The organism is Frondihabitans peucedani, from assembly GCF_039537585.1.
GTDB classification, from domain to species: Bacteria; Actinomycetota; Actinomycetes; order Actinomycetales; family Microbacteriaceae; genus Frondihabitans; species Frondihabitans peucedani.
In genome coordinates, this window is sequence record NZ_BAABAU010000004.1 from 411,064 (window position 1) to 434,303 (window position 23,240).

Below are 23,240 nucleotides of genomic sequence, written 5' to 3' on the forward strand. Positions count from 1 at the left end.
GGGCCTCCTAGTAGGCGAGAGCGCGGTCGACAGCCTCGAGCACCCGGTCGGCGTCGGGCAGGAACACGGACTCGAGCTTCGCCGGCGGGAACGGGACGTCGAAGGAGCTCACCCGCAGGACGGGCGCCTCCAGCGAGTAGAACGCCTTCTCGGCGACGGTCGCGGCGATCTCGGAGCCGACGCTGGCGTTGCCGGAGGCCTCCTGCGCGATGACGAGCCGGCCGGTCTTGCGGACGGACGACAGGATCGGGCCGTAGTCGATGGGCGAGATCGAGCGGAGGTCGACGACCTCGATGCTGATGCCCTCCTCGGCCGCGATCTCGGCCGCCTGGAGCAGGACCGAGACCATGGCGCCGTGGCCGACGACGGTCACCTCGGTGCCGGTGCGGACGACGCGGCTGGCGTGCAGCGGGACGCCGGGCGACGACAGGTCGACCGGGCCCTTCGGCCAGTAGCGGCTCTTCGGCTCGAAGAACATGACGGGGTCGTCGGAGCGGATCGCCTCCTGGATCATCCAGTAGGCGTCGTGCGGCGTCGACGGGCTGACGCTGCGGAGGCCGGCGGTGTGCGCGAAGTACGCCTCCGGGCTCTCCTGGTGGTGCTCGACCGCGCCGATGTGCCCGCCGTAGGGCACCCGGATCACGACGGGCATCGACTGCGTGCCCTCGTGGCGGTTGGTGAGCTTCGCCAGCTGCGAGGTGATCTGGTCGAAGCCCGGGAAGATGAAGCCGTCGAACTGGATCTCGCAGACGGGTCGGAAGCCGTACATCGCGAGTCCGATGGCGGTGCCGACGATGCCGGACTCGGCGAGCGGGGTGTCGATGACGCGCTTGGCGCCGAACTCGGCCTTGAGCCCCTCGGTCACGCGGAAGACGCCGCCCAGGGTGCCGATGTCCTCGCCCATCATGACGACCCGCTGGTCGTCCTGCATGGCGCGGCGGAGCCCGGCGTTGATGGCGCGGCCGAGCGGCATGACCTCGGTGGTCGACCCGGCGGTGGTGGCGGTCTGCTCGGTGGTGGTGTCGGTCATAGCGAGTCTCCGAAGGAGGACTCGTAGCTGGCGAGCCACTCCTTCTGTTCGGTGATGCGCGGGTGCGCCTCGGAGTAGACGTGGTCGAACATGAGGTCGGTGGAGGGGCGCTCGAGCGCGAGGGTGCGGCGCCGGACGTCCTCGGCCAGGTCGCGGGCCTCGGCCTCGACCTCCGCGAAGAAGGCGTCGCCCTCGCCGCGCGAGCGCAGGAACGCCTCGAACCGGGTGATCGGGTCGCGCGCGATCCACGACTGCAGCTCGGAGTCGGTGCGGTACTTGGTCGGGTCGTCGGACGTCGTGTGGGCGCCGATCCGGTAGGTGAGGGCCTCGATGAAGCGGGGGCCGTCGCCGCCGCGGGCCGCCGTCAGGTCGCGGAGCGTCACGGCGTAGCTGGCCAGGACGTCGTTGCCGTCGATCTGCGTGGACGGGATGCCGAAGCCCTCGCCCCGACGGACCAGCGGGCTGCGCGACTGCGTCGCCACCGGGACCGAGATCGCGTAGTGGTTGTTCTGCAGGAAGAACAGCTCGGGGGTCTGGAAGCTGGCCGCGAAGACCATCGCCTCGTTGACGTCGCCCTGGCTGGTCGCGCCGTCGCCGAAGTAGGTGATGACGGCCTGGTCGCGCGTCGGGTCGCCGGTCGCGTACGAGCCGTCCATGGCGATGCCCATGGCGTACCCCGTCGCGTGCAGCGTCTGCGACCCGATGACGAGCGTGTAGAGGTGGAAGTTCTGCTTCTCTTCCGGGATCCAGCCGCCGTGCGTCGTCCCGCGCAGGAGGCGGATGACGTCGACCGGGTCGATGCCGCGGACGAGGCCGACGGCGTGCTCGCGGTAGGAGGGGAAGACGTGGTCCTGCGGCCGCATGGCGTGGGCGGAGCCGACCTGCGCCCCCTCCTGCCCGTGACTGGGCACCCACAGCGCGAGCTGGCCCTGCCTCTGCAGGTTGCCGGCCTCGTCGTCGAAGCGCCGGGTCAGCACCATGTCGCGGTGGAACCGCTGGAGGGACTCGTCGTCGAGCGCCTCGATCACGGGGAGGAACTCGGCGGTCCGGTCGTTCTCCTGCAGGACCCCGGCGGGATCGAGGAGCTGGATCGGTGGCGCGTCTGGCCCTGTGGCGTCGGAAGACACTGCGGCGTCGGAAGACATGGGGACGAGCCTATCGGGGGCCTGCCACTCGACACCTAGAGGGTGCGGACAACCTCCTGGGCGGCTCCTAGGAGTTTGTCGACAGATGCGGGCTCGCCGACGGTGATCCGGATGCCCTCCGGAGCGAAGGCGCGGACGACGATCCCGGCCCGGTCGAAGACCTCGGCGGCGTGGGCCGTCTGCGCGCCGGTGGGGAGCCAGACGAAGTTGCCCTGGGCCCGGGGGACGTCCCAGCCCTGGTCGATCAGGGACTGCCGGACCTGGTCGCGGAGCCTCGTGATCCTGCCGACCCGCTCGAGGAGCTCGTCCTCGTGCTCCAGCGACACGATCGCCGCCCGGAGGCCGGGCTCGGTGACCGACAGCGGGATGGCGGTCGAGCGGGCGGCGTCGAGCACGTAGGCCGGGCCGATCGCGTAGCCGACCCGGAGGCCGGCGAGACCGTAGGCCTTCGAGAAGGTGCGGAGGACGACCAGGTTGGGGTGGCGCTCGGTGAGCGACTCGCCGTCGACCGCGTCGTCCTCGGTGACGAACTCGGCGTACGCCTCGTCGAGGATGACGAGGACGGTCTCGGGCACCCGCGCCATGAAGTCCTCGAAGGCGGCCGTGGTGACGATCTCGCCGGTCGGGTTGTTGGGCGTGCAGACGATCACGACGCGCGTGCGGTCGGTGACCGCATCGGCCATCGCCGCGAGGTCGTGCGATCCGTCGGGCAGGTTCGGCACCTGGACGCTCGTCGCCCCGGTGACGGTGACGAGCCCCGGGTAGGCCTCGAACGACCGCCACGCGTAGACGACCTCGTCGCCCTGCTGCGCGGCGGCGAGGAGCAGCTGCGACAGGATCGAGACGGAGCCGGCCCCGACGTGGACCTCCGAGGCGCCGACGCCGAACCGGTCGGCGAGCACCTGGCGCAGCTCGGCGGCCGCAGCGTCGGGGTAGCGGTTCACGTGGAGGGCGCCGTGGAGCGCCTCGACGACGGCCGGCAGCGGCTCGAACGGGTTCTCGTTCGACGAGAGCTTGAAGGCGTCGGGCGAGGCCTGCTTGCCCTGCCGGTACGGCGGAAGCGCGGCGATCTCGGGGCGGAGGCGGACGGGTGCGGTCACACCGGTCAGCCTACGGGCTACCACCAGGGGGCCGGGGTGGGCATAGTTGTGCCCATGCGATTCTTCGTGCGGCTCGTCATCAACGCCGTGGCCCTCTGGTTCACGACCTACATCGTCACCGGGGTGCACGTCACGCCGTACGGCGACCGGTCGCTCGTCCCGACGATCCTGACGTACCTCCTGGTCGCCTTCCTCTTCGGACTCGTGAACAGCATCGTCGGCACGGTCGTCAAGGTCGTGGCGTTCCCTCTCTACATCCTGACCCTCGGCCTCATCTCGTTCGTGATCAACGGGCTCCTCCTGCTCCTGGTCGCCTGGATCTCCGAGCAGATCGGCTTCGGCCTCACCGTCGACAACCTCGGCTGGGGCATCCTGGGGGCGCTCGTCCTGGCGGTGCTCGGCTGGCTGATCGGCATCGTCCTGCGCCCGCTCTTCGGCAACGTGCGCGCCCGCGCCTGATCCGATGGCGTACGAGGGGGCGGACTTCGGCGGGACGGTCGCGGCCGAGACGGCCCTGTTCCGGATCGTCTTCGTCTGCACCGGCAACATCTGCCGCTCCCCCATGGCCGCCACCGTCTTCAGCGCGCTCGTGGCCGCCGCCGGATTCGCCGACCGGGTCGTCGTCGACTCGGCCGGGACCGGCGACTGGCACGTCGGCGAGCGCGCCGACTCCCGCACGATCGCAGCCCTCCGCGGGCGCGGCTACGATGGTTCCAGGCATCGGGCACGGCAGTTCGAGGCAGCGGACTTCGACCGGCACGACCTCGTGGTGGTCTTCGACCGGGGCCAGGAACGCATCCTGCGCGCGTGGGCTCCCAGCGAGACCGAGCGGTCGAAGGTGCAGCTGCTGCTGAGCTTCGACCGCGACGGGCGCACGGGGCGCACCGGCGGCATCCTGCCGCAGAGCGCCGGCGGTCGGCCGGCGGGCGACGGCACCGACGTGCCCGACCCCTACTACTCCGATGCCGCCATGTTCGAGGCCGTCCTCGACATGGTGGAGCACGCCGCCACCGCTCTGTTCAAGCAGATCGAACCAGCACTACGACAGGGATCCCCCAGATGAGCCTTCCCCCGCAGCCCCTCAGCCCGCTCGACGGCCGCTACCGTCCGGCAGTGGAGGGTCTCGGCGACCACCTCAGCGAGGCGGGGCTCAACCGGGCCCGCGTCCACGTGGAGGTCGAGTGGCTGATCGACCAGACCGACCGCTCGTTCGCAGGATCGTCGCCGCTCACCGACGAGCAGAAGGTCTCGCTCCGCGCCGTCGTCGCCGACTTCGGCCAGAAGGACATCGACGAGCTCGCCGTCTTCGAGGCCACCACCCGCCACGACGTCAAGGCCGTCGAGTACTACGTGCGCGCCCGCCTCACCGACCTCGGGCTCGACTCCGTCGCCGAGCTGACCCACTTCGCCTGCACCTCGGAGGACATCAACAACCTCTCCTACGCGCTGACCGTCAAGGCGGCCGCGCTCGAGGTCTGGCTGCCGAGGTTCGACGCGGTGATCGCGCTCTTCGAGGGCCTCGCGCGGGAGCACGCAGCGACGCCGATCCTGTCGCACACGCACGGTCAACCGGCCACGCCGTCGACCGTCGGCAAGGAGTTCGCCGTCTACGCGTACCGGCTCGGGCGCATCCGGGCGCAGATCGCGGCGTCGGAGTTCCTCGGCAAGTTCTCGGGCGCCACCGGCACCTTCTCGGCCCACGTCGTCGCCGCCCCCGAGCTCGACTGGCGGGAGGTCTCGCGCTCGTTCGTGGAGGGCCTCGGACTGACCTGGAACCCGCTCACCACGCAGATCGAGTCGCACGACTGGCAGGCGGAGCTCTACGACCGCGTCGCCCACGCCAACCGCGTGCTGCACAACATCGCGACCGACATCTGGTCGTACATCTCGATGGGCTACATCACCCAGATCCCGGTCGCCGGGGCCACCGGCTCGTCGACGATGCCGCACAAGGTCAACCCGATCCGCTTCGAGAACGCCGAGGCGAACCTCGAGATCTCGTCGGCGCTCTTCTCGTCGCTCGCCGAGACGCTCGTCACCTCGCGGCTCCAGCGCGACCTCACCGACTCGTCGGCGCAGCGCAACATCGGCGTCGCCTTCGGCCACTCGCTCCTCGCGCTCGACAACATCCGCCGCGGGCTCGGCGAGATCTCGATCAACGGCGCCGCCATGGCCGACGACCTCGACCGCAACTGGGAGGTGCTCGGCGAGGCCATCCAGACGGTCATCCGCGCCGAGATCACCGCGGGCCGCTCGCAGATCTCCGACCCGTACGCGCTCCTCAAGGAGCTGACCCGCGGCCACCGGGTCGGTCAGGCCGAGCTCGTGGAGTTCGTCGAGGGGCTCGACATCGGCGACGAGGCGAAGGCCCGGCTCGTCGCCCTGACGCCGGCCGGCTATGTGGGCCTGGCTCCGGAGCTCGTCGGGTACCTCTGATCCTGCGGGCTCTGTGGCTGCCCGGCTGCGGGCCTGCGCGGCTCTGTGGCTGCGGGCCTGCTGACCTGCGGGTCAGTGGCCCCGCGGGTAGTCGTCGTCGCGCTCGAGGAGGCCCTTGGCGCGGCCGTTCTCGTCGCGGATCTCGTGCTGCTCGTCGGCGTTCGGCTTCGAGGCGAGCGACAGCATCGCCAGGATCACGACGCCCACGATGAACGCGATGCACAGGAAGATCGCCGCGAGCCGGATCTCTCGGGTCGAGAGCAGCACGATCAGGCCGGTGAAGAGGCCGAAGACGGCCGACATCCCGAGGAGTTCAGCCGGGCGGACCCGCTCGTGCCTGCTGGGTGTTGTCATTTCGTCTGTGCTCCGTCGATGCTGTTCGTCTCGTCGGCAGCGACCGCGTGGGCCGTGCCGGTCTGCCACTTGAGCGACAGGCCCTGGATGATGAGGAAGATCCCGACGAGGGCGCCGTACGCGCCGACCAGGCCCACGAGGATCGTGGACGAGGTGAGGGTGCCGCGGATCTTCTCGATGCCGCCGAGCTCCTTGGAGTAGTCGGCCGGCACGAGGAGGTAGATCAGCGCGAGCAGGATCGTGAGGGCGCCGAGGAGCATCCAGTCGCGCGCGAGCCCGGAGCGTCGACGCCGACGCAGCCCGGTCACGAGCTCGAGGACGCCCGCGATGACCGCCCACGCGGTGACGAGCGCCACGAGCGTCGGCAGGCCGCCGCCGCGGAACAGCAGCGCGAGGAGGCCGAAGACCACGCCGACCGCACCCTGCACGACCGCGATGGAGCGGCTCGAGGCGTCGTCGAGGAAGCGGCGTGAGCCGGCCGCCAGCGCGACGCCGCCGACCAGGGTGGTGGCCCCGAAGACCGTCAGGCCGATCGACGGCGAGTGGTCGTTCACGAACGTGGTGACCATGCCCAGCACGAGGAGAGGGATCGCCCGCAGGATGGGGACGGGCCAGTAGCGCGCCTCGGATTCGGCGTCGTGCTGAAGGGCCGTCACGATTCTTCTCTCGGGGGGTGAGGGGACTCCCGAGTTTACCGCGCGCGATCCTGAACTCCCGCTCCGCTCCCAGCCGCGCGGGATACCTTCAGGCATCTGCATGGAGCGCTCGCTCATCACCTCCGACTGAGAAGTCGATCCCGAATTCAGGGAGACCGGCTTGTCCGTCCTCGCACCCCCGACGACCCCTGTCGTCGCCCGCTCGATCAACAGCGCCGAGCTGCCCGCCGGTTTCCGCGGAACCACGCACGGCGAGACCTCGAAGCCGATCAGCACCTACACGGCACTGCTCGCCCGCGTCCGCGAGGCGGGCCTCCTGAAGCGCCGGACCGGCTTCTACATCGCCATGTTCGCCGTCGTCACCGCCTGCCTCGCCGGCGCGGTCGCGGGATCGTTCCTGCTCGGCGACAGCTGGTTCCAGCTGCTCATCGCCGCCGGGATCGGCATCATCTTCACCCAGTACGCGTTCCTCGCGCACGAGACGGCGCACCGCCAGGTCTTCGAGTCGGGCAAGACGAGCGACCGGGTCGGCCGCGTGCTGGCCTCCGGCATCGTCGGCATGAGCTACTCGTGGTGGACCTCCAAGCACACGAAGCACCACGGCAACCCCAACACCATCGGCCGCGACACCGACATCGAGTACGACACCGTCTCGTTCCTCGAGCAGGACGCCGTCAAGCAGAAGGGGCTCAGCCGCCTGTTCACGCAGAAGCAGGGCTACGCGTTCTTCCCGATCCTGCTGTTCGAGGGCTTCAATCTGCACTTCATGTCGTACAAGACGGTCTTCGGCCGCAAGAAGGTCGACAAGCGCTCGCTCGAGATCACGATGATCACCGTCCGCTTCGCCGTCTACCTGGGCCTGGTCTTCTGGTTCCTGCCGCTCGGCATGGCCTTCGCCTTCATCGGCGTGCAGTTCGCCATCTTCGGCCTCTACATGGGCTCGTCGTTCGCGCCGAACCACATCGGCATGCCGATCATCCCCGAGTCGAGCCGCGTCGACTTCCTGTCGAAGCAGGTGCTCACCTCGCGCAACATCCGCGGCGGGCGCCTCATGACGGTCGCCATGGGCGGCCTCGACTACCAGGTCGAGCACCACCTGTTCCCGAGCATGGCCCGGCCGCACCTGAAGGCCGCGTCGAAGATCGTCCGCGAGCACTGCGCCGAGCACCGGGTGCCCTACACCGAGACGACCCTCCCGAACGCCTTCGGCATCGTCATCGCCTACCTCAACCGGGTCGGACTGGCCGCGCGCCGGCCGTTCGACTGCCCGATGGCTGCGGAGTACCGGCCGCGCTAGTGCATGAGATTCTCGCGCTGGGCCCGCTTCCATGCGGATCGGGGGCCCTCCTCCGCCGAATGTCATGCATCAGGTCGGCGCTCGAGCGTGATTGAGTTGTCCCATGGCAGACGACCGCACGCTGAGGGCGCTGGCGGAGATCCGCACGGCCGAGGCAGGCCGGATCCTCGGGCTGCTGCCCGCGGGGAGCCTCGTCGACCTCGCGGCCGGGTGGGCGGCTGCCGGGATCACGAGCCCGGGGATCCTGCGCCTCGCCTACGCCGCCGATGTGACGAACGACGAGACCCTCGGCCTGCTGGCGGCGGACGCCCGCGAGCTGGGGCTGACGTTCCGGTCGACGCGGGAGGCTCGCGCGGCGTACGTCGTCGACATCCTGCCGGACCTCGTGACGGCGCCCGACCCCGGCACCCTGTCGATGACCGTCTCGAACAACTACACCGACGAGCTCAGCGGCCGCGCCCGCGGGCTGCTCGGCCGGTTGCGGCGCAAGCGCTGAGACGAATCGCAAAACCGGTTCATCCGGCCGGACGCGTGAGCGCTCACGGTCTAGCGTGAGCGGCATGGACTACAGACGACTCGGAAACTCAGGAACGATCGTGTCGGAGCTGACACTCGGCACCATGACCTTCGGCGCAGAAGCCGACGAGGTCACCTCCCACACCATCCTCGACACGTTCGTGGAGCACGGCGGCACCTTCATCGACACGGCCGACGTGTACTCGTCGGGCGTCTCGGAGACGATCATCGGCCACTGGCTCTCGTCGCACCCGACGGAGGCCGAGCAGGTCGTGCTCGCCACGAAGGGCCGGTTCCCGATGGGCGAGGGTCCGAACGACCTCGGGCTGTCGCGGCGCCACCTCCGCAGCGCGCTCGACGCCTCGCTCACCCGGCTCGGAGTCGAGCACATCGACCTCTACCAGATGCACGCGTGGGATGCCCTGACGCCCATCGACGAGACGCTGCGGTTCCTCGACGACGCGGTCTCCGCGGGCAAGATCGGCTACTACGGCTTCTCGAACTACCTCGGCTGGCAGCTCACGAAGGCGGTCCACCGGGCGAAGGCCCTCGACCTCGTTCCGCCGGTCACCCTGCAGCCGCAGTACAGCCTCCTGGTCCGCGACATCGAGCACGAGATCGTCCCGGCGTCGCTCGACGCGGGCATCGGCCTCCTGCCCTGGTCGCCCCTCGGCGGCGGCTGGCTGACCGGCAAGTACAAGCGCGACGAGTCCCCCACCGGAGCCTCGCGCCTCGGCGAGAACCCCACGCGCGGCATGGAGGCCTGGGAGGCGCGCAACTCCGACCCGCGGACGTGGGAGATCCTCGACGCGGTCCAGAAGATCGCGCAGGATCACGACGCCACGGCCTCGCAGGTCGCCATCGCCTGGCTGCTCGAGCAGCCGGCCGTCACGAGCGTGATCCTCGGCGCCAGGACGGTCGAGCAGCTCGTCGACAACCTCGGCGGCTCGGGGCTCGGGCTGACCGCCTCGGAGGTCGAGACGCTGTCGGCCGCGAGCGCGCCGCGGATCGACGACTACCCGTACGGCACCGCCGGCGTGGCCCAGCGCAACCGGAAGATCGAGGGCGGCCGGTAGCGGCGGGTCAGGCGCCGCCGAAGCGCTCCGTCTTGACGAGCGCAGGATCGTGGCCCAGCGCCGTGAGCAGATCCGTCACGTGCGCCACGAAGCCGTTCGGGCCGCAGACGAAGAACGCGGCGCCGGCCTCCGGCGGGAGGACGGACGACTCGAGGTCGGCCGCCGACAGCCGGCCGGCGGGACGCGGCGACCCCGCCGGGGCCTCGCGCGTGTAGACCGTGTCGAGCCGGAGGGATCCTGCGCTCTGGAACTCGTCGAGATCGGCCCGGTAGTACACGGACTCCGGCGTGCGCACCGAGGAGAGCAGGCGAAACTCGGGCCCTCGGCCGGCGGCGACGCGGGCGCGGATCATGGCCATGAGCGGCGCCACGCCGGAGCCGCCGCCGATGAGCTGCACCGGCCGGGTGTCGGTCGGGCGCCAGACGAACCAGCCGCCGATCGGACCGCGGATCTCGACGGGGTCGCCCGGCTCGAGGCCCTCGACGAGATACGGTGACACCTCGCCGCCCTCGAGCTCTTCGACGGTGAGCTCGACCTCGTCTCTCGCGAGGGGGCGACCGAAGGGGCCGCCGTCGGGGCCCGCGGACAGCGAGTAGGAGCGCACGGCCTGGTAGCCGTCGTCGGCGGTGAGCCGGATGTCGACGTGCTGGCCGGGCAGGACCTCGTCGAGGTCGTCGACGCGCAGGCGGATGCTCCTCGCGGTGGGCGTCTCGAGCCGGGTCTCGACGCAGACGGCCGAGCGCCAGCCCGTCGTCACGAGTAGCGCTCCTCCTTCCACGGGTCGCCGTGGGCGTGGTAGCCGAGGCCCTCCCAGAAGCCGGGGGTGTTCTGCGGCATCGTCTGGATGCCCTGCACCCACTTCGCGCTCTTCCAGAAGTAGAGGTGCGGCACGAACAGCCGGGCCGGGCCGCCGTGGTCGGGCGCCAGGGGCTCGCCCTCGAAGGCGTGGACGATCCAGGCCTTCCCGCCGAGCAGGTCGGCGAGCGGCAGGTTCGTCGTGTAGCCGCCGTAGCTGCGGGCCATCGCGAACTCGTGCGACGTCTCGAGGCCGTCGAAGAGGGTGTCGAGCGAGACGCCCTTCCAGTGCGTGCCGAGCTTCGACCAGCTCGTGACGCAGTGGATGTCGGTGGCGACGTCCTCCTGCGGGAGGGCGAGGAAGTCGTCCCACGAGAACGAGCGGGCGCCGTTCTCGGTCGCGACCTGCAGCTCCCAGCGCTTGATGTTCGGGGTGGGCCCCGCCGAGAGCACGGGGAAGCCGCGCTCGAGGTACTGCCCCGGGGGAAGAGCGGGATCGACGCGGCGTCTGCTCGCGAATCCGGTGAATCCGACCATGGTGCCTCCTTGACTCCATCCTGGGGTGGATGACTCCTCCCAGACAAGCGTGAATAAAATGAGGAGTGCTGGAGAGAGACGTCGCGACGACCCGGGTCGCGTTCGCCGACCCCGCCCGAGTGCCGTCGCGGCTGTTCCAGGCGGCGCAGCGGCTCCCCGCCTGGGGTGCGGTGCTCGTCATCTACGGCCTGTCTCGCGTGTTCTCCACGCTCCTGCTCTTCGTCACCTACCGGATCGCGGCGACGAACCCGGGCCAGTTCGCGGACTCCTACGTCGACGGCGGCGGCACCAAGGGCTTCTTCGGATTCCTGAACGTCTGGGACGCCCGGTTCTACACGACCATCGCGCAGCACGGCTACCCGCACGTCCTTCCCGAGACCGCGAGCGGCGCCGTGCAGCCGAACGCGTGGGCGTTCCTGCCCGTGTTCCCGTGGACCGTCCGCATCCTGGCTCAGATCACCGGCTGGGACACGGGCGCCGTCGCGGCCGGCGTCGCCACGGTCTTCGGCGCGCTGGCCGCTCTCGCCCTGCACCGGTTCCTGTCGATGCGCGTCGACCCGCTCGGAGCGATCTGGGGCACCACGTTCTTCTGCTTCGGCGCCATGGCCTTCACTCTCGAGGTCGGCTACGCCGAGAGCATGTTCCTGTTCTTCCTCTTCGCCGGGCTGCTCTCGCTGATGGAGCGGCGCTACGTCACGCTGATGTGGTGCGGGATCCTGGCGTCGTTCACCCGCCCCGGGGCCCTCGCGCTGGCGCTCGCACTGCTGATCGTCGTCGTGCACCGGTTCTGGAAGCACCCCGACGAGTTCCCGAGGGCGGAGCGCTTCACGGCCATCGTCGCCGGGTTCGGCATCGCAGCCGCCGGGCTCGCCTGGCCGCTGGTCGCAGCCGCGGTCACGGGTCGGAGCGACGCCTACCTCAAGACCGAGATGTCGTGGTGGAAGGGCGTCATCGGCTACACGCCCGACCACTTCGTGCCGCTGTCGCCGTGGTTCCTGATGGCGGTGCGCTACCTCGGCCTCCTGGGCATCGTCGTCGTGCTGGGCGTGGTCGCCCTGTTCGTCTGGGGCATGCGGAAGCCGTCGCTCCGGCGGCTCGGCTTCGACATCCGGGCGTTCCTCACCTCGTACTCGCTCTACCTCTTCGCGGTGTTCCTGCCGCAGCAGAGCCTGCCGCGGCTCATCATGCCGCTGGCCCCGCTCGTCGCGGTCGACAGCATCACGCACCAGCGGGCGATCCGGCGCCTGTGCCTCGCGTCGGGCATGGCGCTGCAGGTCACCTGCGTCGTCATCATGTGGCTGATGGGGCCGCCGTAGGGCCTGCTCGGGGTGCGCTCGCTCCTGCTCCGCTGAGGGCGAGTGGGCGGGCGTTCGCAAGAGTGGGCGGGTCTCCGGAGACCCGCCCACTGCTGCGTGCACCCGCCGACGCTGACCGGCTACTGCCCCCGCGCCCCCAGGAAGTCGCGCGCGTAGGCCAGGTACTCCGACGCGATCCTGCGCTGCGCCTCGTCGCGGTCGATCGTCTCGGCCCGGAGATCGACGAGGGCGTCCCACCAGATGCTCCGGCCGATCGCGAAGCCGGTGAAGCCGTCGATCGGGGCGGCCGCCTCGAGCCAGCGGTCGAGGTCCTCGCGGGTCGAGTGGCGCCCGAGCACGATGCAGGAGGCCTCCCGCCCGTCGCGCACGGCGAGCTCGGCGACGGCGCGGGCGTCGTCCTCGCTGTCCATGCCCTCGACCTTCCAGATCGCAGGATCCGCCCCGTGATCCTGCAGGTACTCGATCGCGCGGAGGGTCAGCTCGGGCCGGAGCTCGTCGTCGTAGCGGTGCTTGTCGCCGTCGACCTGGGCGAGGTCGGCGTCGGTGGCGGGGACGAGGAGCTCGATGATCAGCGGCCGGCGGTTCTCGCGGCACCAGGTCGACAGCGCGGTCATCCTCTCGGCCTGCTCGGTGCGCTTGGCATCGTCGAACTCCGGGTTGTCGCGGATCAGGACCTTCGCGTGGTCGCCGTCGAAGAACAGCGCGTGCTGCTGCCAGTCGTCGTAGGCGAACTCGAACCACTCCTTGCCGCTGGCCTCGAGGGGCATCGAGAGGTTGATCAGCCCGTCGCTCCGCGAGGCGAGCTCGGCCACGGCGGCGCCGTACTGCTCGTCGACCAGGATCCCGGCCTGCACGCCCTCGGGCAGCTCGGGAGCCGCATCGACCAGGGCCTGGTACACCGTCAGCTTGTCCTGGCTGATCCGCGCGGCCTCGGCGGGGGTCGGCGGATCCGTCAGCTCGTACAGGTCGCGCTCCAGGCTGTCGCGGTGGTCGGAGGCGAGGATGAGCAGAGTCGTTGTCATGCTCTCGTCGTACTCGCGCAGGATGGGGGTCGCCCAGGCGGCCGGGGGACGTTGCGGCCGGCCGGCCGGGCGTGATGCACTAGACGCGCGTGCGATGCGGGACGCAGACCTGACACCCACGCCGATCGGGGCACCATGACCCAGCGCCGCACCGACCTCCGCTCGAGCGAGCCGCGCAGCAGACGTCCTGCCCGCACCGTGCTCGCGGCCGCAGCCGTCGCCGCGACGGCGATGCTGCTCCTGGCCGGCTGCACCTCCGGCGAGCCGAAGGAGGACCAGACGAAGACGACGATCCAGAACGAGTCGAACCGCGAGCTGTACCGCGGCGGCCTCTACGTCCAGCCCGACAGCCTCGCGGCCCGCGCCGCCTCGACCCTCCGGGCCGACGGCAAGGACGACGCGGCCGAGGCGGCCCGCGAGATCGCCACGACGTCGGTCGCCATCTGGCTGGGCGACCAGTACAGCGTGACCGAGGTCGCGAAGGTCGTGAAGCAGAACGTGCGCGCCGCCGAGAAGCAGGGCGTCACCCCGGTGTTCGTGCTCTACGCGATCCCGCACCGCGACTGCGGCGACTACTCCGCCGGCGGCTGGAGCGCCTCGGAGTACCCGCGCTGGACGCAGGCCGTCGCCACCGCGCTGAAGGGGCACCGCGCCGCCGTGATGGTCGAGCCCGACTCGCTCGCCATGCTCAGCAACTGTCCGGAGGAGACCGACACGCGCATCCCGCTCATCAGGAAGGCAGTGGAGCAGCTGGCCGCGGCCGGAGTCCCGGCCTACCTCGACGCGGGCAACAGCCACTGGGTCGACCCGTCGGTCATCGCCGACCGGCTGAAGCGGGCCGGGATCGCCGACGCCCGCGGCTTCTTCACGAACGTCGCGAGCTTCTACCCCGTCGACGACGAGAAGGAGTTCGCCTCGGAGGTGTCCGAGCGGACCGGCGGAGCGCACTACGTGATCGACGTCTCCCGCAACGGGCAGGGCTGGAAGGGCACCTGGTGCAACCCGTCCGGCACCGGCCTCGGGCAGGCGCCGCACGTGACCTCCGGCGACACGGCGCTCGACGCGCTGCTCTGGATCAAGACGCCGGGAGTCTCCGACGGCACCTGCAACGGCGGACCGGCCGCGGGCGTGTGGTTCTCGTCGTACGCCGAGCAGCTGGTGCGGAACCGTCAGGGCTGACCGTCCCCGCCGCGCGCGTCAGCCGCGGGAGTACCGGACGTCGCCGCCCGGCGTGAACAGCACCGAGTCGGGCGGCCTCGACGCCAGACCCGCGAGTCCGGCAGCGGCGAGCAGCGTCTCGTCCAGCTCGACGACCTCGGCGCTCCGGAGGGCCCAGGGCGGGTGCTCGAGCCTCCACCAGGACGTCCGGCCGAGGTGCCGGGCGTGGACGCCCCAGCGCTCGGTGAGGAAGGCCGGGAGCGGATCCGCGGGCGAGACCGCGCCGCCGGGCAGCACCCGCAGCCTCGCGCCGACCCCGGTGCGACGGCGGCTGCGGTAGGCGATCTCGTCTCCCAGCCACCGGGATCCTGCGCGGGCCGGGGTGTACGGCAGCCCGATGCCGAGCCGGGCTGCGACGACGGCCGGGAGGTGCTGCGTGTCGATGGAGCGGTGCGCGATGCCGCGGCGGCCGCGGTCGTCGACGGTCAGGATCTCGACCACGATCTCGACCATCGTGCCGAGCCGACCGAGCGGCGGCAGCGGCGGGACGGTGCTGTCGGCGAAGACGTAGGCGACGAGCCCGACCCACGCCGACCCGTCGAAGACCTCGGGCCTGCAGCCGGCGGGGACGAGCGGCGCGACGAGGCCCGGCTCCACGCGCCAGTGCAGCAGGATCACGTCGCGCTGCCGGTGGAAGGTCACCGGGTGGTGCGGCAGCGGCGGGGCGGCGCGCGGCGACACAGGGGCGCTCGTCACAGCGGCGGCCGCTCGCGCTCCTGGGCGACGACCGACTCGCGGTCGGAGAGCCCGCGCAGGCCGGAGAGCGAGCGAGCCATCCGGTGGTTGCTGCGGAGCGCTGTCTCGTTCCGGTCGAGGAACGCCCAGTAGCCCGCGGTGAACGGGCACGCGTCCGGCCCGAGCCGCTTGCTCGGCGAGAAGCGGCAGCCGCCGCAGTAGTCGGTCATGCGGTTGATGTAGGCACCGCCGGACGCATAGGGCTTCGTCGCGACGATCCCGCCGTCGGCGTGCTGCGACATGCCCACGACGTTCGCCGGCATGACCCACGGCGTCCCGTCGACGAACATGTCGATGAACCAGTCGTTGAGGGCGTGCGGGTCGTAGCCGCGCTGCAGCGCCCAGTTGCCGAGCACCATGAGCCGCTGGATGTGGTGGGCCCAGCCGCGCTCGCGGACGTCGTCGACGGCGTGGTGCAGGCAGTTCTCCTCGATCGCGTCGGGCGTCAGCGTCGTGAAGGCCTCGGGCAGGGGCTCGTGCGCGGCGAGCGCGTTGTTCGACGCGGCGAACCCCTCGCCGAGGTACCAGTAGAGGTGCCAGACGTAGTCGCGCCAGCCGGCGATCTGCCGCACGAAGCCCTCGACGCTCGACAGCGGCGCGTTGCCGGCGGCGTGCTCGGCGGCGACGCGGGTGACGACCTCGAGCGGGTCGAGGAGTCCGAGGTTGAGGGGAGCGCTGAGAAGCGAGTGCGCCATCGTCCAGTCGCCGGTGAGCGTGGCGTCCTCGAACGGGCCGAAGTCGCCGAGCCGCGACTCGACGAAGTCGTCGAGCGCCCTGTTCGCCTCGGCCTCGGTCACCGCGAAGCGGCGAGGGCCGTCGGCGCCCACCAGGGTGACGCTCCCCTCGGACTGCCAGCGGTCGAGATCCTGCCGGACCTCCTCGTCGATGTCGTCCTCGGTCGGCCACCACGGCTCGGGCAGCCCGAGCGTCACGGCGCCCTTCGGCGGCGACTGGCGGTTGTCGTGGTCGTAGTTCCACTGGCCGCCGACGGGCTGATCGCCCTCCATCAGCAGACCCGTGCGCTCGCGGACCCTCCGGTAGAAGTCCTCCAGCAGCAGGCGTGAGCCCGCCCGGCCGTCGGCCCACTCGCGGAAGTCGCTCTCGCTCGTGATGAAGCCGCGCGACGGCAGGATCGCACAGCCCACCCGACGCACGTACCGGCGTGCCGCGTAGGAGGTCGGGTCGACGACCTCGAGCCTCTCCCCCGGCGCAGGATCGCGCGCCGCCAGAGCCTCGTCGTACGTCTCGGCCCGCAGGTACTCGCAGCGGTCGCCGAGCTCCCGGGCGCGGTGCCGGATGGCCGAGAGGAGGAGGTGGGCCTTGGCCCGGTGGATCGGACGGCCTGCGACGAGCGACTTCGCCTCGATCAGCAGGATCGGGCCCCCGTCGTCGAAGGCCGAGCCGAGCTGGCCGGCGAACAGCCACCTCGTGGGATCGTTCATGGCCTGAACGGTACTCGTCGCTCAGTAGGCTTGTCGGCGTGACTGCCGCCGCCGTGATCCTGTTCGTCCTCGCCATCACCCTGGTGGGCACGACGGTGCTCGCGGCCGGAGGTGTGGTCCGTCTGAACCGGTTCGCGGGCATCCGGGTGCACTCCTTCCTCCTGTCGCAGGAGGCCTGGCAGAGCGGTCACGCCGCGGCGCTCCTCCCGGTCACCCTCGGCGGGCTGATCGCGGTGGCCGGCGGTGTCGTCGCGCTCGTCCGGCCCGGGTCGGTCGGCGTCGTCGTGGTCGCCTTCCTGCTGCTGTTCGCCCTGGTCGCCTGGGGCATCCTGCGCGGCGACCGCGCCGCTCTCGACGCGCACGCGGCCTCCGTCGAGTAGGTTTGTCAGTCACTGACTACTTGTGCGAGAGTAGTCAGGTGTCATCCATCCGGTTCTTCGTGCTCGACGCGTTCGCCCGCTACGGCGAGATGCACGGTCACCAGCTGCGCCTCCAGGCGGAGCAGGAGCGCGTCCACCTCTGGACCGACATCAGCGTGGGCGCGCTCTACGGCGCCCTCAAGCGACTCGCGGCGGACGGGCTGCTGACCGAGGTCCGCGTGGAGCGCGAGGGGAACTTCCCCGAGCGGCAGGTCTACGCGATCACCGAGGCCGGCCGCGACGCCCTCCGCGAGCTGCACCAGGCGACGCTCGCGGCGGTCGTCCACAGGCCGGACCCGTTCGACCTCGCCTTCGCCCGCCTCGATCCTGACCGGCTCGACGACCTGCCGCGTACTATCCAGGAGCGCCTGTCGACCCTCGAGCGGATGCTCGACGAGACGGTCGCCAACAACGACAGGGCCCGCCAGTGGCTCACGATCGGCGAGGAGCTCGTGATCACCCACGGTGAGCACCGGCTCCGCTCGGAGATCGACTGGCTCCGAACACTCCAGCGCAGACTCCCGGACATCATCGCCGCCGAGCGCACGCGGGTCGGCTCCGGCCGAGCCGCATCCTGATCCGCACCTCCCCCGCACCGACCTCGCAGCACGTCGCATCCTGCGATACGAAAGGCTTCACCACCATGACCAACGCAACCGCCGTGGCAGGCAAAGCGCCCGCCCCCGCGATCCCCAAGACCGCCTGGCGGGCGCTGATCGTGCTCCTGATGGGCATGTTCATCGCACTCCTCGACACGACGATCGTCAACGTCGCGCTCCCCACCATCCGCACCTCGCTCGACGCCTCGGAGTCGACCCTGTCTTGGATCATCTCGGGGTACGCCCTGGCGTTCGGCCTCGCGCTCATCCCCGCCGGCCGCATCGGCGACCGCGTCGGCCACAAGTGGGTCTTCTTCACCGGCATCGCGCTCTTCACGGCCGCCTCGTTCGCCTGTGGAATCGCGCAGTCCGACGAGCAGCTCGTGATCTTCCGCGTGATCCAGGGCCTCGCCGGCGGCATCTACGTGCCCGCGGTCACCGCCTTCATCCAGCTCCTCTTCCCGCCGCAGGCCCGCGGCAAGGCGTTCGCGATCATGGGCAGCGTCATCGGCGTCTCGTCGGCCCTCGGCCCGATCGTCGGCGGCCTGCTGATCCAGGCCTTCGGCGACGCCAACGGCTGGCGCACCGTGTTCTACGTGAACCTGCCGATCGGTGTGGCCACCCTGGTGCTGGCCGCGATCCTGCTGCCGAAGCGCGACCCCTCTCAGCCGCGTCCGCCCGCCGGGCTCGACTGGATCGGCGTCGTCCTGGTGTCGGGCGCGCTCGTCGCCCTGCTCGTGCCGCTGATCCAGGGGCAGGATGAGGGCTGGCCGCTCTGGACCTACCTCACCATCGCCGGCGGCGTCGTCCTGCTCGCGCTGTTCGCCCTCTGGGAGGTGCGGCTCACCCGCCGCGGCGGAAGCGCCCTCGTCCCGCCGTCGCTGTTCAAGCACCCGCAGTTCACCGGCGGCGTGATCCTCGCGCTCGTCTACTTCGCGGCCTTCACCAGCATCTTCTTCACGATCTCGCTGCTCTGGCAGAGCGGTCTGCAGCACTCGGCCCTCGCGTCGGGCGCCGTCACGATCCCCTTCGCGGTCGGCTCGATCCTCGGCTCGTCGCAGAGCAACCGCCTCTCGTCGCGCCTCGGCCGCAACGTCCTGATCATCGGGACCGCGCTCGTCGCCGTCTCGCTCATCTCGATGTGGCTGATCTTCCTCAACGTCGACGGCCCGTCGCTCACCAACTGGATGCTGCTCGCCCCGCTGTTCGTCGGCGGCCTCGGCAACGGCCTCTTCATCGCTCCGAACGCGCAGTTCATCGTGGCCACCGTCGACCGTCGCGACGCAGGATCGGGATCGGCCGTCATCGCCGCGATCCAGCGCGTCGGCAGCGCGGTCGGCATCGCCGTCATCGGGTCGGTGCTCTTCGGCACGCTCGTGATCGACAAGCCGGGCGCCCCGACGTCGAACTCCGCGGCAGCCGTCGCGGCCGTCAAGCGCCAGGCCGCCGAGAACGTCGCCACCGGATTCACGAACGCGGCGGCTCACGCGATGATGGTCAGCGCGATCTTCGCCGTCGTGGCGTTCGCCCTCGTGTTCGCGCTGCCGAAGCGCGTCGGTGCGCCGGGCGGCGGGCACGGTGGTGGAGCCGGCGGCGGTGCTCGCGGTGCTGCCGATGGTGCTGCCGGCGGTTCTGCTGGCGGTTCTACCGCAGGTTCGAAGCGCGGTGCCGCTCCTACTGCCGGCGGCGCTCAGACGCCCGCCGTCGGTGGTGCGCCTGCCGAGCCCGTCGGCGCGCGCGGAGCCTCCGCCGAGGCTCCGACCAGCCCCGAGGTCGGCGGTGCGCCGACCCACGGTGCGCACGCCGCGGATCCTGCGCACCCCGCGGAGCCGGTCCACGCCGGGCACGGGTCGCACGTCGCGGCGCCGGAGCACGGCCACGGGGCGCACGCCGCCGAGGTCGAGCCCGACTCGGGTGAGCCGAAGGCCTGACGCCCGCGCGACACCTCTGGAGCGCCCCTCGCCTGCTGGCGGGGGGCGCTCCGTCGTGGCGGGTGCTTCGGCGGGTGAAGAGCCGCTCCGACCACGAAAGAGGCTCCCGACCACAGACGTTCGTGGTCGGGAGCCTTCTTCGCGGTCGAGAGCCGGAGGGCTAGCCGGCGCGCTAGCCGCCGATGCGCACGAAGTGGTGCGCCTGGTTCCAGATGGGGCGGACGCTGACGTAGCCGCCGGGCTTCGGAGCGTCGAGGATCATGCCGTTGCCGGCGTAGATGCCGTCGTGAGCCTCGTTGTCGAAGACGACCAGGTCGCCGGGGACGGCCTCGCTCTGCGGGATCGTCGTGCCCATCGCGTCTTGCGAGGGGACGTAGTGGGGCAGCGAGATGCCGAACTGCGCGTAGACGAACATGATGAGGCCCGAGCAGTCGAAGGCCGAGGGGTCGGCGCCGCCGTGGACGTAGGGGGTGCCGAGGTACTGCAGGGCCACCTGGAACACCTCGGCGCGGTCGAGGTGGTCGAAGATCGGGTGCGCGACGTACTCCGCGGCCGTCGGGCCGGTGTAGGTCGACCCCTTCTCGGCCTGGCGGTTGGCGATGACCTGCTTCTCGTAGTCGACGACCGAGGTCGCACCGTAGCCGTCGCGCGACGACACCGAGGTGTCGACGTCGGAGGCCACGTCGTAGCCCTGGCTGCCCTTGACGGCGGGGGTGGTCGCGATGCCGGTGCCGGACGCGAACGCCTTGCTCTGCGAGGCGTTGATGACCGGCAGGATGCTCGTGGCCAGGATGCCGCAGACCACCGTCAGCATCGTGACGCGGCGTGCCGCGACGAAGACGCGCCCGCGACCGGCGCGGGTCGCCGGCGCCGCAGGCACAGCGGCCGGGCGGGTGGAGGCCGCAGCGCGGCCGCGCGGGGCGGACGCGGTCGAGCGGCCGGCGGTGCGCCGGAGCGGAGCCTCGGCGGGGACGAAGGTCTGCCGGCGACCGGGCGCGGCGGTCGGTACGGAGGCGGCGAGGCCGGAGATCCCGGTGAGAGTCAGAGGTGCTGTGGCGGGTGCTGCTGCGGATGCGGGCTTGATGGGGGCGACGACGGGCGCGACCACCGGCGACACGGGCGCGCCGCTCGGCACCGACGACAGCTCGGCCGCGGCGGCGGCCTCGCGGGCGGCCCGGGCGGCGCGACGGGGGCTCACGATCTCGGAGAATGCGGGAGCCGCGTCGGAGGACGAAGCGACCGAGGCGACCTCGGCGCGACGACGACCCGAGACGGGAGCGCCCGATCCGGGACCACTCGACGCACGCGCACCAGCCACATCGGGGGCTGAGGCGGAGGTCGCGAGAGGGACCACGGGGGCGTCTGGGGAGTCTTCGGTCGCGCGCATCGTCCTCCACCCTAAGGGGTAGGCGAGGGACCGTCCAAGCTCCTCTTCGAGGGGCGGCGCGTCATCCTGCAGGATGACGCGCCGAGACCGCCGCCGGGGCCGAGGGCGCGCCGATCCTGCGCCCTCGGCCCTCGCCGTGTCAGACGGTCGCGGCCAGCTGCGGGTAGAGCGCCTCGATCGGAGCCGAGAGCCCGGCCTTGACGTCGCGCGACGTCTGGTCGGCCAGCACCTCGAAGGCGCCCGACTCGACGCCGTCGTAGGAGTCGCGGACCACGTCGGCGGCGTCGCCCATCGGGGCGTCGATGCCGACCGTCATGGGGGTCGCGGTGTAGCCGAGGTGGAGGCCCTGCACGAGGGTCCCCTGCTCGGCGAGCTCGAGGCGGAACGAGTTCGTCGCCGACCAGAAGGCCGCCTTCGTCGCCGAGTAGGTGCCGCCGACGCCGATCCAGCTGAGGGCCGAGTGCACGTCGATCAGGGCGCCTCCGCCGTTGGCTCCGAGCACGGGCGCGAAGGCGCGGACGACCTCCACGGCCCCGAAGAAGTTCGTCTCGAAGAGGGCGCGGATGGACGAGCTCGGGCTGGTCAGGAGGGAGTTCTGGCTGTAGTCGGTGATGCCGGCGTTGTTGACCAGGATCGTGGTGTCGGAGGCGGCAGCGGCGGCCGCCTCGATCGAGGCGACGTCGGTGACGTCGAGGCGCAGCGGGACGACGCGGTCGTCGCCCCAGTCGCGCGGGGTGCGGGCGGTGGCGTAGACCTTGGCGGCGCCGCGGGCGAGGGCCTGCGCGACGAACTGCTCGCCGAGGCCTCCGTTCGCGCCGGTGACCAGGACGACTGCGTTCTCGAAGCTCTGGGACATGGGTTCCTACTCTCGTTGGCGGGTCTGACTTGCTTGTTGCAACTCAGATGCGACGAGAACATTCCCGCGGCGTCGAGATAGCCCGGCTCGTCGAGATCGGCCCGGCTCGTCGAGATCAGGGAGCGGCGGTCCGGTCCGGCGCCGGATACTGGTCGGTCTGCTCGAACCGCACCTCGTCGACCGGCACCGGTTCGCCGGCCGCCACGAAGGCCACGGAGGCCGGCGCCCCGTCGGCAGCCCTCCTCCGGACGACGGTCGGCCCGTCGGCGCGCGGCTCGTGCTCGTCGCCCCACTGCTGGAGAGCGCCCAGGACGATCTTCAGGTCGAGGCCGGCCCGCGTCGGGTGGTAGCTGAAACGGCTCCGGGATCCTGCGTCGCGGTACGGCCTCTTCTCGAGCACCCCGCCCTCGACCAGCCGGTCGAGCCGGTCGGTGAGCACGTTGCTGGCGATGCCGAGGTGGTCTTGCAGATCGCGGAAGCGCGACTCCCCGTACATCAGGACCTCGCGCAGGATCAGGAACGCCCAGCGGTCGGACAGCAGCACCAGCGACCGCTCGATCGAGCAGTACGGCTCGACCGGGGTCAGCTCAGGGCCGCGGGCCACGACGTCAGCGCCCTTGACGCTTCTTGAACGGCTTCGGCTCGCCCTTCAGCACCTTGCCGCGGCCGACCCCCTTGGAGGCCTTGGCCTTCCCGCCCGGGGGCCGGGGCGGCGCGGGGGGCGGCGTCGAGGGCTTCGCGAGCTCGGCCCGGGCGTCGTCGAGGGCGCGCTGACCCTCGCGGGTGAGCCGCGGCTCACTGGCGCTGCGGTCGAAGAGGGGCTTGTCGTACTGCAGCTCGACGGCGGCGATCGACGAGTTGAGCTTCTGGCGCGAGATGTCGAGCAGCTGCGCCGCCCGAGGGAAGTGCAGCTCTTCGGCGGCGACCACGAAGTGGTGGAGCTGGCTCGTCTTCACCCTGCCAGGGTACCGTCCGGGCGTCCGGCGCGGCAGGATGCTGCGCATGGACGAAGACACCGCCCTCGACCTCTGCGGCGAGCTTCCCTCCGCGGAGCTCACCCACCCGTTCGGCTTCGAGACCGCCGTGTACAAGGTGCGCGGCAAGATGTTCGCCTTCCTGCCGCTCGACGCGCCGCACCCGTCGATCACGGTGAAGAGCGATCCGCAGGATGCCGCCGAGCTCGTCCGCGAGCACGGAGCGATCGCTCCCGGCTACCACATGAACAAGAGGCACTGGATCACCGTGACGCTCGACGAGGAGCTGCCGGAGGGTCTCGTGGAGGAGCTGATCCGGGAGTCGTACCGCCTCGTGATCCTGACCCTGCCGAAGGCGCGGCGACCGGTCGCCTGATCCCGCCGGAGGGCGGGAGGGGG

26 protein-coding genes are annotated in these 23,240 nt (G+C 71.1%); 12 read left to right on the forward strand and 14 right to left on the reverse strand.

What is annotated here, in order from left to right:
* Positions 1–7: 7 nt before the first annotated feature.
* From ABD733_RS15325 to ABD733_RS15335, 3 genes are read right to left on the reverse strand one after another with little or no spacing between them, the layout of a single operon-like run.
* On the reverse strand, positions 8–973 hold the full coding sequence (locus ABD733_RS15325) for an alpha-ketoacid dehydrogenase subunit beta (RefSeq protein WP_425552940.1): 966 nt from the start codon (positions 971–973) through the stop codon (positions 8–10).
* A gap of 53 nt (positions 974–1,026) precedes the next feature.
* Positions 1,027–2,175: a thiamine pyrophosphate-dependent dehydrogenase E1 component subunit alpha gene (locus ABD733_RS15330; RefSeq protein WP_344797758.1), complete on the reverse strand. Its 1,149-nt coding sequence runs from the start codon at positions 2,173–2,175 to the stop codon at positions 1,027–1,029.
* A gap of 35 nt (positions 2,176–2,210) precedes the next feature.
* Positions 2,211–3,284: a histidinol-phosphate transaminase gene (locus ABD733_RS15335; protein WP_344798020.1), complete on the reverse strand. Its 1,074-nt coding sequence runs from the start codon at positions 3,282–3,284 to the stop codon at positions 2,211–2,213.
* Between the two features lie 45 nt (positions 3,285–3,329).
* Here ABD733_RS15335 and ABD733_RS15340 point away from each other — a divergent pair, with 45 nt between their 5' ends.
* From ABD733_RS15340 to purB, 3 genes are read left to right on the forward strand one after another with little or no spacing between them, the layout of a single operon-like run.
* Positions 3,330–3,734 (forward strand): phage holin family protein, encoded by a 405-nt coding sequence (locus ABD733_RS15340; RefSeq protein WP_344797760.1) that lies wholly within the window; start codon positions 3,330–3,332, stop codon positions 3,732–3,734.
* Positions 3,735–3,738: 4 nt separating this feature from the next.
* Positions 3,739–4,338, forward strand: a complete 600-nt coding sequence (locus tag ABD733_RS15345) for a low molecular weight protein-tyrosine-phosphatase (RefSeq protein WP_344797762.1) — start codon at positions 3,739–3,741, stop codon at positions 4,336–4,338.
* Entirely contained in the window at positions 4,335–5,711 is a 1,377-nt protein-coding gene (gene purB, locus ABD733_RS15350; RefSeq protein WP_344797764.1) for an adenylosuccinate lyase, read from the forward strand. Before ABD733_RS15345 ends, purB begins: the two co-directional genes overlap by 4 nt.
* A gap of 72 nt (positions 5,712–5,783) precedes the next feature.
* On the opposite strand, the gene ABD733_RS15355 is transcribed toward purB, so the two are convergent.
* Both ABD733_RS15355 and ABD733_RS15360 read right to left on the reverse strand, forming a co-directional pair.
* On the reverse strand, positions 5,784–6,065 hold the full coding sequence (locus ABD733_RS15355; RefSeq protein WP_344797766.1) for a hypothetical protein: 282 nt from the start codon (positions 6,063–6,065) through the stop codon (positions 5,784–5,786).
* Positions 6,062–6,721 (reverse strand): DUF308 domain-containing protein, encoded by a 660-nt coding sequence (locus tag ABD733_RS15360; RefSeq protein WP_344797768.1) that lies wholly within the window; start codon positions 6,719–6,721, stop codon positions 6,062–6,064. Before ABD733_RS15360 ends, ABD733_RS15355 begins: the two co-directional genes overlap by 4 nt.
* Before the next feature lie 220 nt (positions 6,722–6,941).
* On the opposite strand from ABD733_RS15360, the gene ABD733_RS15365 reads away from it, so the two are divergent.
* The 3 genes from ABD733_RS15365 to ABD733_RS15375 all read left to right on the forward strand — a co-directional run bounded on the left by ABD733_RS15365 (position 6,942) and on the right by ABD733_RS15375 (position 9,610).
* Complete coding sequence (locus tag ABD733_RS15365) at positions 6,942–8,018, forward strand: fatty acid desaturase family protein (protein ID WP_425552941.1); 1,077 nt, start codon at positions 6,942–6,944, stop codon at positions 8,016–8,018.
* A gap of 103 nt (positions 8,019–8,121) precedes the next feature.
* Positions 8,122–8,514 (forward strand): hypothetical protein, encoded by a 393-nt coding sequence (locus ABD733_RS15370; protein WP_344797770.1) that lies wholly within the window; start codon positions 8,122–8,124, stop codon positions 8,512–8,514.
* A gap of 64 nt (positions 8,515–8,578) precedes the next feature.
* Complete coding sequence (locus ABD733_RS15375; protein ID WP_344797772.1) at positions 8,579–9,610, forward strand: aldo/keto reductase; 1,032 nt, start codon at positions 8,579–8,581, stop codon at positions 9,608–9,610.
* Positions 9,611–9,617: 7 nt separating this feature from the next.
* Here ABD733_RS15375 and ABD733_RS15380 read toward each other — a convergent pair whose 3' ends face one another.
* Positions 9,618–10,367: an FAD-binding oxidoreductase gene (locus ABD733_RS15380; protein ID WP_344797774.1), complete on the reverse strand. Its 750-nt coding sequence runs from the start codon at positions 10,365–10,367 to the stop codon at positions 9,618–9,620.
* Positions 10,364–10,942, reverse strand: coding sequence for a molybdopterin-dependent oxidoreductase (locus tag ABD733_RS15385; RefSeq protein ID WP_344797776.1), 579 nt, complete (start codon positions 10,940–10,942; stop codon positions 10,364–10,366). The genes ABD733_RS15380 and ABD733_RS15385 overlap by 4 nt, the downstream gene beginning before the upstream one ends.
* Positions 10,943–11,007: 65 nt before the next feature.
* On the opposite strand from ABD733_RS15385, the gene ABD733_RS15390 reads away from it, so the two are divergent.
* Positions 11,008–12,258 carry a mannosyltransferase family protein gene (locus ABD733_RS15390; protein WP_344797778.1) on the forward strand — a complete coding sequence of 417 codons (1,251 nt, stop codon included), beginning with the start codon at positions 11,008–11,010 and terminating at the stop codon, positions 12,256–12,258.
* Positions 12,259–12,377: 119 nt separating this feature from the next.
* Here ABD733_RS15390 and ABD733_RS15395 read toward each other — a convergent pair whose 3' ends face one another.
* Positions 12,378–13,280, reverse strand: coding sequence for a 2-deoxy-5-keto-D-gluconate 6-phosphate aldolase domain-containing protein (locus ABD733_RS15395; protein WP_344797779.1), 903 nt, complete (start codon positions 13,278–13,280; stop codon positions 12,378–12,380).
* 135 nt (positions 13,281–13,415) lie between these two features.
* Here ABD733_RS15395 and ABD733_RS15400 point away from each other — a divergent pair, with 135 nt between their 5' ends.
* Complete coding sequence (locus ABD733_RS15400) at positions 13,416–14,459, forward strand: glycoside hydrolase family 6 protein (RefSeq protein WP_344797781.1); 1,044 nt, start codon at positions 13,416–13,418, stop codon at positions 14,457–14,459.
* A gap of 18 nt (positions 14,460–14,477) precedes the next feature.
* Here ABD733_RS15400 and ABD733_RS15405 read toward each other — a convergent pair whose 3' ends face one another.
* Positions 14,478–15,194 (reverse strand): YqjF family protein, encoded by a 717-nt coding sequence (locus ABD733_RS15405; protein WP_344797783.1) that lies wholly within the window; start codon positions 15,192–15,194, stop codon positions 14,478–14,480.
* The gene (locus tag ABD733_RS15410) at positions 15,191–16,675 is read right to left on the reverse strand and encodes a cryptochrome/photolyase family protein (protein WP_344797785.1); all 1,485 of its coding nucleotides are present in this window, start codon (positions 16,673–16,675) and stop codon (positions 15,191–15,193) included. Before ABD733_RS15410 ends, ABD733_RS15405 begins: the two co-directional genes overlap by 4 nt.
* Before the next feature lie 38 nt (positions 16,676–16,713).
* Between ABD733_RS15410 and ABD733_RS15415 the strand changes: the two genes are divergently transcribed.
* From ABD733_RS15415 to ABD733_RS15425, 3 genes are all read left to right on the forward strand, one after another.
* Positions 16,714–17,055, forward strand: coding sequence for an SdpI family protein (locus ABD733_RS15415; RefSeq protein ID WP_344797787.1), 342 nt, complete (start codon positions 16,714–16,716; stop codon positions 17,053–17,055).
* A 38-nt stretch (positions 17,056–17,093) separates the two neighbouring features.
* Entirely contained in the window at positions 17,094–17,672 is a 579-nt protein-coding gene (locus ABD733_RS15420; RefSeq protein ID WP_344797789.1) for a PadR family transcriptional regulator, read from the forward strand.
* A gap of 65 nt (positions 17,673–17,737) precedes the next feature.
* Positions 17,738–19,624 carry an MFS transporter gene (locus ABD733_RS15425; protein WP_344797791.1) on the forward strand — a complete coding sequence of 629 codons (1,887 nt, stop codon included), beginning with the start codon at positions 17,738–17,740 and terminating at the stop codon, positions 19,622–19,624.
* A 172-nt stretch (positions 19,625–19,796) separates the two neighbouring features.
* Here the strand turns inward: ABD733_RS15425 and ABD733_RS15430 are convergent, their stop codons facing one another.
* The 4 genes from ABD733_RS15430 to ABD733_RS15445 all read right to left on the reverse strand — a co-directional run bounded on the left by ABD733_RS15430 (position 19,797) and on the right by ABD733_RS15445 (position 22,823).
* Entirely contained in the window at positions 19,797–20,822 is a 1,026-nt protein-coding gene (locus tag ABD733_RS15430) for a C40 family peptidase (RefSeq protein WP_344797793.1), read from the reverse strand.
* 328 nt (positions 20,823–21,150) lie between these two features.
* Positions 21,151–21,867 carry an SDR family oxidoreductase gene (locus ABD733_RS15435; RefSeq protein WP_344797795.1) on the reverse strand — a complete coding sequence of 239 codons (717 nt, stop codon included), beginning with the start codon at positions 21,865–21,867 and terminating at the stop codon, positions 21,151–21,153.
* A gap of 115 nt (positions 21,868–21,982) precedes the next feature.
* Positions 21,983–22,471, reverse strand: coding sequence for a winged helix-turn-helix transcriptional regulator (locus ABD733_RS15440; protein WP_344797798.1), 489 nt, complete (start codon positions 22,469–22,471; stop codon positions 21,983–21,985).
* A gap of 4 nt (positions 22,472–22,475) precedes the next feature.
* Positions 22,476–22,823, reverse strand: coding sequence for a LysR family transcriptional regulator (locus ABD733_RS15445; protein ID WP_344797800.1), 348 nt, complete (start codon positions 22,821–22,823; stop codon positions 22,476–22,478).
* A 46-nt stretch (positions 22,824–22,869) separates the two neighbouring features.
* Here ABD733_RS15445 and ABD733_RS15450 point away from each other — a divergent pair, with 46 nt between their 5' ends.
* Positions 22,870–23,217: an MmcQ/YjbR family DNA-binding protein gene (locus ABD733_RS15450; protein WP_344797802.1), complete on the forward strand. Its 348-nt coding sequence runs from the start codon at positions 22,870–22,872 to the stop codon at positions 23,215–23,217.
* The last annotated feature ends 23 nt before the right edge of the window (positions 23,218–23,240 follow it).

What these genes read in the sequence shown, in the direction of transcription:
- ABD733_RS15410 (WP_344797785.1), bottom strand. Translation starts at nt 16,675, where the DNA reads ATGAACGATCCCACGAGGTGGCTGTTCGCCGGCCAGCTCGGCTCGGCC.
- ABD733_RS15325 (WP_425552940.1), bottom strand. Translation starts at nt 973, where the DNA reads ATGCCGCTCGGCCGCGCCATCAACGCCGGGCTCCGCCGCGCCATGCAG.
- ABD733_RS15345 (WP_344797762.1), top strand. Translation starts at nt 3,739, where the DNA reads ATGGCGTACGAGGGGGCGGACTTCGGCGGGACGGTCGCGGCCGAGACG.
- ABD733_RS15395 (WP_344797779.1), bottom strand. Translation starts at nt 13,280, where the DNA reads ATGACAACGACTCTGCTCATCCTCGCCTCCGACCACCGCGACAGCCTG.
- ABD733_RS15370 (WP_344797770.1), top strand. Translation starts at nt 8,122, where the DNA reads ATGGCAGACGACCGCACGCTGAGGGCGCTGGCGGAGATCCGCACGGCC.
- ABD733_RS15400 (WP_344797781.1), top strand. Translation starts at nt 13,416, where the DNA reads ATGACCCAGCGCCGCACCGACCTCCGCTCGAGCGAGCCGCGCAGCAGA.
- ABD733_RS15340 (WP_344797760.1), top strand. Translation starts at nt 3,330, where the DNA reads ATGCGATTCTTCGTGCGGCTCGTCATCAACGCCGTGGCCCTCTGGTTC.
- ABD733_RS15385 (WP_344797776.1), bottom strand. Translation starts at nt 10,942, where the DNA reads ATGGTCGGATTCACCGGATTCGCGAGCAGACGCCGCGTCGATCCCGCT.
- ABD733_RS15375 (WP_344797772.1), top strand. Translation starts at nt 8,579, where the DNA reads ATGGACTACAGACGACTCGGAAACTCAGGAACGATCGTGTCGGAGCTG.
- ABD733_RS15425 (WP_344797791.1), top strand. Translation starts at nt 17,738, where the DNA reads ATGACCAACGCAACCGCCGTGGCAGGCAAAGCGCCCGCCCCCGCGATC.
- ABD733_RS15330 (WP_344797758.1), bottom strand. Translation starts at nt 2,175, where the DNA reads ATGTCTTCCGACGCCGCAGTGTCTTCCGACGCCACAGGGCCAGACGCG.
- ABD733_RS15355 (WP_344797766.1), bottom strand. Translation starts at nt 6,065, where the DNA reads ATGACAACACCCAGCAGGCACGAGCGGGTCCGCCCGGCTGAACTCCTC.
- ABD733_RS15435 (WP_344797795.1), bottom strand. Translation starts at nt 21,867, where the DNA reads ATGTCCCAGAGCTTCGAGAACGCAGTCGTCCTGGTCACCGGCGCGAAC.
- ABD733_RS15450 (WP_344797802.1), top strand. Translation starts at nt 22,870, where the DNA reads ATGGACGAAGACACCGCCCTCGACCTCTGCGGCGAGCTTCCCTCCGCG.
- purB (WP_344797764.1), top strand. Translation starts at nt 4,335, where the DNA reads ATGAGCCTTCCCCCGCAGCCCCTCAGCCCGCTCGACGGCCGCTACCGT.